Below are 563 nucleotides of genomic sequence, written 5' to 3'. Positions count from 1 at the left end.
AAATGATACAGATGAAAGCTTTTAAGTTTAGAATATATCCAAATCAAACTCAAAAAGAAATAATAGAAAAATCTTTTGGATGTTCAAGATTTGTGTATAATCATATGTTAGCACTTCAAAAAGAAAGCTATGAAAAAGAAGGTAAATCACATTCAAAGTATGATTTAATTAAAAAACTTCCATCATTTAAAAAAGAATATGAATGGCTTAAAGAAGTTGATTCAACCAGCTTACAAGCTACTATTGATGATTTAGATAGTGCATATAAAAACTTCTTTAGAGAATTTAAAAAGGGTAATAATCAAGGATTTCCAAAGTTCAAAAGTAAAAGAAACCCTAAAAGAAGTTTTGAAAGTAAGTGTGTAAATAATAATATAACTATTAAGGATAATCTAATTAAGCTACCAAAATTAAAATGGGTTAAGGCTAAAGTGATTCAAAATATAAATGGTAGAATATTAAATGCTACTGTATCAAAAACACCTACAAGTAAATATTTTGTTAGTATGTGTTGTGAGGTTGACATAAAACAATTAGAAGAATCTAATAAGTATATTGGCATA

At 25.2% G+C, this 563-nt stretch carries 1 protein-coding gene; it reads left to right on the top strand.

All coding sequences use genetic code 11. The features are described from left to right. A partial coding sequence (locus KGF45_RS20575) for an RNA-guided endonuclease TnpB family protein (protein WP_227843077.1) occupies positions 1 to 563 on the top strand: 563 nt, incomplete at both ends.

The sequence above is a fragment of the Clostridioides sp. ZZV14-6154 genome, assembly GCF_020657785.1.
GTDB lineage: Bacteria > Bacillota > Clostridia > Peptostreptococcales > Peptostreptococcaceae > Clostridioides.
This window is presented reverse-complemented; position numbering and strand designations above follow the sequence as displayed.